Source organism: Microcystis sp. M53602_WE12 (assembly GCF_030065455.1).
In the GTDB taxonomy this organism is placed as follows: domain Bacteria; phylum Cyanobacteriota; class Cyanobacteriia; order Cyanobacteriales; family Microcystaceae; genus Microcystis; species Microcystis aeruginosa.
The window spans coordinates 1-4,368 of the sequence record NZ_JASJFB010000059.1 but is presented as its reverse complement, the minus strand read 5'-3'; the positions used below and the strand labels follow the sequence as shown (position 1 = coordinate 4,368).

At 45.2% G+C, this 4,368-nt stretch carries 3 protein-coding genes and 1 pseudogene; 2 read left to right on the top strand and 2 right to left on the bottom strand.

The window, feature by feature from the left end:
* Nucleotides 1-247, top strand: a pseudogene (locus PX482_RS02620) (pentapeptide repeat-containing protein); the annotation flags it as partial.
* Between the two features lie 144 nt (nucleotides 248-391).
* Here PX482_RS02620 and PX482_RS02615 read toward each other — a convergent pair.
* Complete coding sequence (locus PX482_RS02615; protein WP_002757821.1) at nucleotides 392-1,912, bottom strand: ammonium transporter; 1,521 nt, start codon at nucleotides 1,910-1,912, stop codon at nucleotides 392-394.
* 624 nt (nucleotides 1,913-2,536) lie between these two features.
* Here PX482_RS02615 and PX482_RS02610 point away from each other — a divergent pair.
* Nucleotides 2,537-2,767, top strand: coding sequence for a hypothetical protein (locus PX482_RS02610; RefSeq protein ID WP_043998916.1), 231 nt, complete (start codon nucleotides 2,537-2,539; stop codon nucleotides 2,765-2,767).
* On the opposite strand, the gene PX482_RS02605 is transcribed toward PX482_RS02610, so the two are convergent.
* On the bottom strand, nucleotides 2,756-3,952 hold the full coding sequence (locus PX482_RS02605; protein ID WP_002757823.1) for a homocysteine biosynthesis protein: 1,197 nt from the start codon (nucleotides 3,950-3,952) through the stop codon (nucleotides 2,756-2,758). The genes PX482_RS02610 and PX482_RS02605 overlap by 12 nt on opposite strands.
* Nucleotides 3,953-4,368: the final 416 nt, after the last annotated feature.

Sequence of the window (4,368 nt, the reverse complement as noted above, 5' to 3'; positions counted from 1 at the left end):
GGCAGATATGAAAGGGATGCGTTTATTTTATGGTTCCCTAGAAAATGCTACCCCCCGCAGTCGTACCGTTCCCCCCAATTATGACAGCGGAGAACACACGGGAGCAGTGGTAGAAAATGTCAATTTTACCGGGGTGAAAAATATGAGCGAGGAACAACGTCACTATTGTTGTCGTTGGTGTGGGGAAAAGTCGCGGGCAACTATTCCGGGGGGATGTGCTGATATTGCCAATCTTTTAGGTCGATAAGGGGACTCCGGTCAAAATCAAAAATTGTCGTGGTTGGTTAGGAGTCAGTAGTCAGCTTCTGAAGGCAAGGGGCAACAGTGAAAACTCACATCTGATCACTGATCACTGAATTGGAGTCTCGACTAGGAAATTAATTTTGCCAGACTACTTATCCGCTCCCCGATCTTTGGGAGGAATAATGGTTCTTTTGGGAATAATAGCCGAGACCTTATGGGCAAGGTCGGATTTAAACAGAAAACCACTGTAAGCTTGTAAACCGTGTTCGCTCAGATCCAGTCCTCTCAATTCTGCTTCCGTCGATACCCTTAAACCGACGAAAAAATCGATCGCCTTCCATGCTGACCAACTGACAATTACAGTGTAAAGACTAACTGCCGCACAGCCCAAAAGTTGCACGAATACCTGTTTAATTGCCGGTAATCCTCCCCCCAACAGTAATCCCCTCACCGGTCCCTGGGTATAAAAATTAGCCTCGATACCGGCGGCAAATAAAGCTACCGCAAAAGTTCCCCACAAACCACAGACTAGATGTACCGATAGCGCCCCAACCGGATCGTCAATCTGGAGGCGATCGAAGAAATCGACGCTCAAAACCACTAAAATACCGCTGATCATGCCGATAATTGCCGCCCAACCGATCTGTACATAGGGACAGGCAGCGGTAATGGCCACCAAACCACCGAGAATGCCATTGATAATCACCGAGAGGTCTGGTTTACCGAAATAGCGCCAAGCGGTTAGGGTTGCGGCGATGCCGCCGGTGGCCGCCGACATATTAGTGTTGAGGAGGATGCGGGAAATAGCCTCGGGTTCCATCGCCAGGGTGGAACCGGGGTTAAAACCAAACCAACCTAACCAGAGGATAAAACAGCCGAGGGTAGAGAGGGTGAGATTGTGACCGGGTAGTGCCATGGAATTACTGCCTTGATATTTGCCCAGACGCGGCCCCAATAACACTGCCCCGACGAGAGAGGCCCAACCACCGACCGTGTGTACTACCGTAGAACCGGCAAAATCCCAAAAATTGAGCCGCGCTAACCAACCTCCTCCCCAAATCCAGTGACCGGTGATCGGGTAGATAAAAGCCACTAATAGCAGACTAAACAGGAAAAAAGCCAGAAATTTGATTCTTTCGGCCACTGCCCCCGAAACAATCGTGGCCGCAGTGCCGGCAAAGACTAATTGAAAGAAAAATTTAGCCTGTAGAGGTATGCCCGCCCAAGAAAGGGAGGGAAAGATGCCAAGATAGTTGAGACCAGTATTGGGGCTATTATCGGCTCCTAGCACAAAAAAACCGCTAAGACCGACAAAACCGTTACCTTGACTAAACATTAAGCCGAAACCAAAAGACCAAAAAGCGATCGTTGTCAAGGCAAAAACAATTAAGTTTTTGGTTAAGATATTAACGGTATTTTTCGAGCGGCAAAAACCAGACTCTAGCATGGCAAAGCCGGCATTCATAAAAAAGACAAGGCAAGCGGTGAAAATTACCCATAAAGTATCGATTTTCACCCTTAATTCTCGGTATAAAGCCTCGCTATTGTCGCTAGTTGCCGTCTGGGCCACGCTAATTTCTGCTATCACGAGAATTAACAGAATGGCTAAACAGGCGATCGTGGGTATAATTATGGGTGTATTAAGATGATAAGCTGTCTTTTTTGTCATTAAATTGGGAGGTGCTTGCCAAAAATTGATCGATTAGCTAATTAGATTACTCTATTACAGCCTTTCTCGTAAAGGTGAAGCACAGACCAATCGTCGATAATCAAGTATTTCAGATGCAAGAACCAACCTCATGTATCTGAGAAACGCTGTAATTTGCTCATGAAAATATTATCACCCACAACAACCCCCCCCTTTTAATTTACTCGGTATCGGTCAACGCGGCGTGGGTAAAACCGTTTTTTTAGCGGGTGGTTACGCCCAATTTCGTGCTGATTCACCGACAAAATCCGCTCCCGATATTCAGAAACTATCGGGATGAGTTAAGCAAAAATCCGCAAGATCTGGATTGTTTCTCCCCGCTTCCCGCTTCCCATTCTCCTAATAATACCTTTTAAACAGGATTTAGTATTACCCGCCCTTTTAGGGAAAGCGGAATTAAGGAAAGCGCCCTCAAGTTGTTACAAAAAGCCGGAGAAATTGCCGCCCAAGAACAAAAAGTAGAAATTCGCAATCTGGCTAATTTGACGGTTAGCCCTCTCTGACTCTTATGATTAGAATATCTCCTCATCGGCAAGCAGGGTGCTATAATCAGTGGTATTCATGGCCAATAATTCCCGCAAACTTATGAATCAAAAAGTCTTTATTCTTGCCACTGCTTCCGCTAGTTTATTAGCCCTAGCAGTTACCACTAACTCCGTACAAGCTGCCCCAGAGTCCTTTCATCCTAGTTTCAACACCGAGAACTTAGGTGACATGATTATCGCCAAGACAACTGGGGAAGAAAATCCGATTTTTCGTCATCTTAATTGTAGTTGTGCCACCTGCACGCAATCCCTTAATTCCTCACTCAATTGATAATTTTCCACCCCAACGATCCTGGGGGATAAAAGTTCGCTCTAGATTAATTTTTGCCACGGGTTCTGTGAGGGTAAATTCTCCCGATTCGATCAGTGCTTTTAATTCTAAAGCGGCTTCCCGGGCCAAGGAAATACTGGCCAAAGGAGCCACCTTAACACTTTTTCCCTCGATCATAATCCGACCGCTTTTTAGTTTAGCGTAGGTGATTAAACCAAAGGTAGGACGGACTCGCCGGGGAATGGAAAAATCCACCACTGGAGCGACAATTTCCTCATCTTTTACCGCACAATGTCGAACTATTTCCTCGCTTAAAATTGGAATCGGTACTGCTACCCCTAACATTAAAGAAGCCCCATAATTTTTGAAATAACAACCCCGCACCCAGCGAGCATTCATTTGTTTAGCATCACCAATTAAGGCTAAGGTGGAAGCCGGTCCAATAGGAGTTCGATTTTGTAGGCGTTTTTGCAGGGGAAAATGTTGGGTTCCTTCCCAGGCAATATAACCGATTCCTCCTCCCAAAAAAAGGCGCGTACCGATGCCTATAGCCTCTAAATCTGGGTCATTTAACAGGGGAGAAATTGCCCCGGGGTTAGAATAAACCGCATTACCTAATCGCGGCTGTAGTGGTCCCAAATAAGTATATAAAGTCCGCTCTCCCCCATTGACTCCGACGATAAAATTCTGGTAGAGATTGCGAGGATTAAAAAGATAAAATTGATTGATAGTCTCCTTAGAAATAATCGTTTCAAAAGAAGTGCGAGGATAACAATCAGTGGCCTGGCCGACAGCGCGCAATTGAATCGATTTTCCAGCGATTAAATCCTCAATAATATGTCCGCCGCCCCTTTCGGGATTTTCTCCCTCTAAATTCTCATTTTTGGCCGCTAGATCACTAATAGCGCTGGCTCCTAAATATAAATCCACCGCCCCAAAACCAGCATAAGCAGGAATCCCATCTAACCAACATTGACGAATTTTTATCGGCGGATCCGTCTGACCTAAATTAATAATTGCCCCCGAAGATTCCATCGGTTCAAAAGTTCCCGTACAAACCACATCTACTTGGGAAAAAACCTCCTTAATTCCCATCTCGCTCACGCGGCTTTTTAATTCCTCTACTGTCCAGACTACAGCCGTTTTTTTAGCAATTTTGTCGTTGATTTCAGCGATTGTTCTCATAATAAGTAGCTGGTTATAATTAAATTGAAGATGGCTCCCCCCTTAATCCCCCCTTAATAAGGGGGGTGCCGATCCCCCCTTAATCCCCCCTTAATAAGGGGGGCATCTGAAAGTTTTCAACACCTACCTACTTAAAAATTGGCAAGATGGGGGTTAGGGAGCTTTTTGCTGTTGTCAGTAAACAGTTATCGAAAATTTGGGTTTTAAGTGAGTGGTATTAACTCAGCAGTATTAAATGGCCGTAACAATGCTGTCTTTTCACTGATTACTGATTACCAGCAATTCCAAATTCAGAATGTAGCAAGGAATACAGAATACAAAACGCTTTTGCCCTGTAGCTCCCCATCCAAAATCAAGAAGAATTAACGCGAGTAACAGGGATGGCCTCATCGAGCATAAAGTCTAAAAGGTGGTGC

Excerpts from the sequence above, each read along its gene's own strand:
- PX482_RS02615 (WP_002757821.1), bottom strand. The coding sequence starts at position 1,912 with ATGACAAAAAAGACAGCTTATCATCTTAATACACCCATAATTATACCC.
- PX482_RS02610 (WP_043998916.1), top strand. The coding sequence starts at position 2,537 with ATGAATCAAAAAGTCTTTATTCTTGCCACTGCTTCCGCTAGTTTATTA.
- PX482_RS02605 (WP_002757823.1), bottom strand. The coding sequence starts at position 3,952 with ATGAGAACAATCGCTGAAATCAACGACAAAATTGCTAAAAAAACGGCT.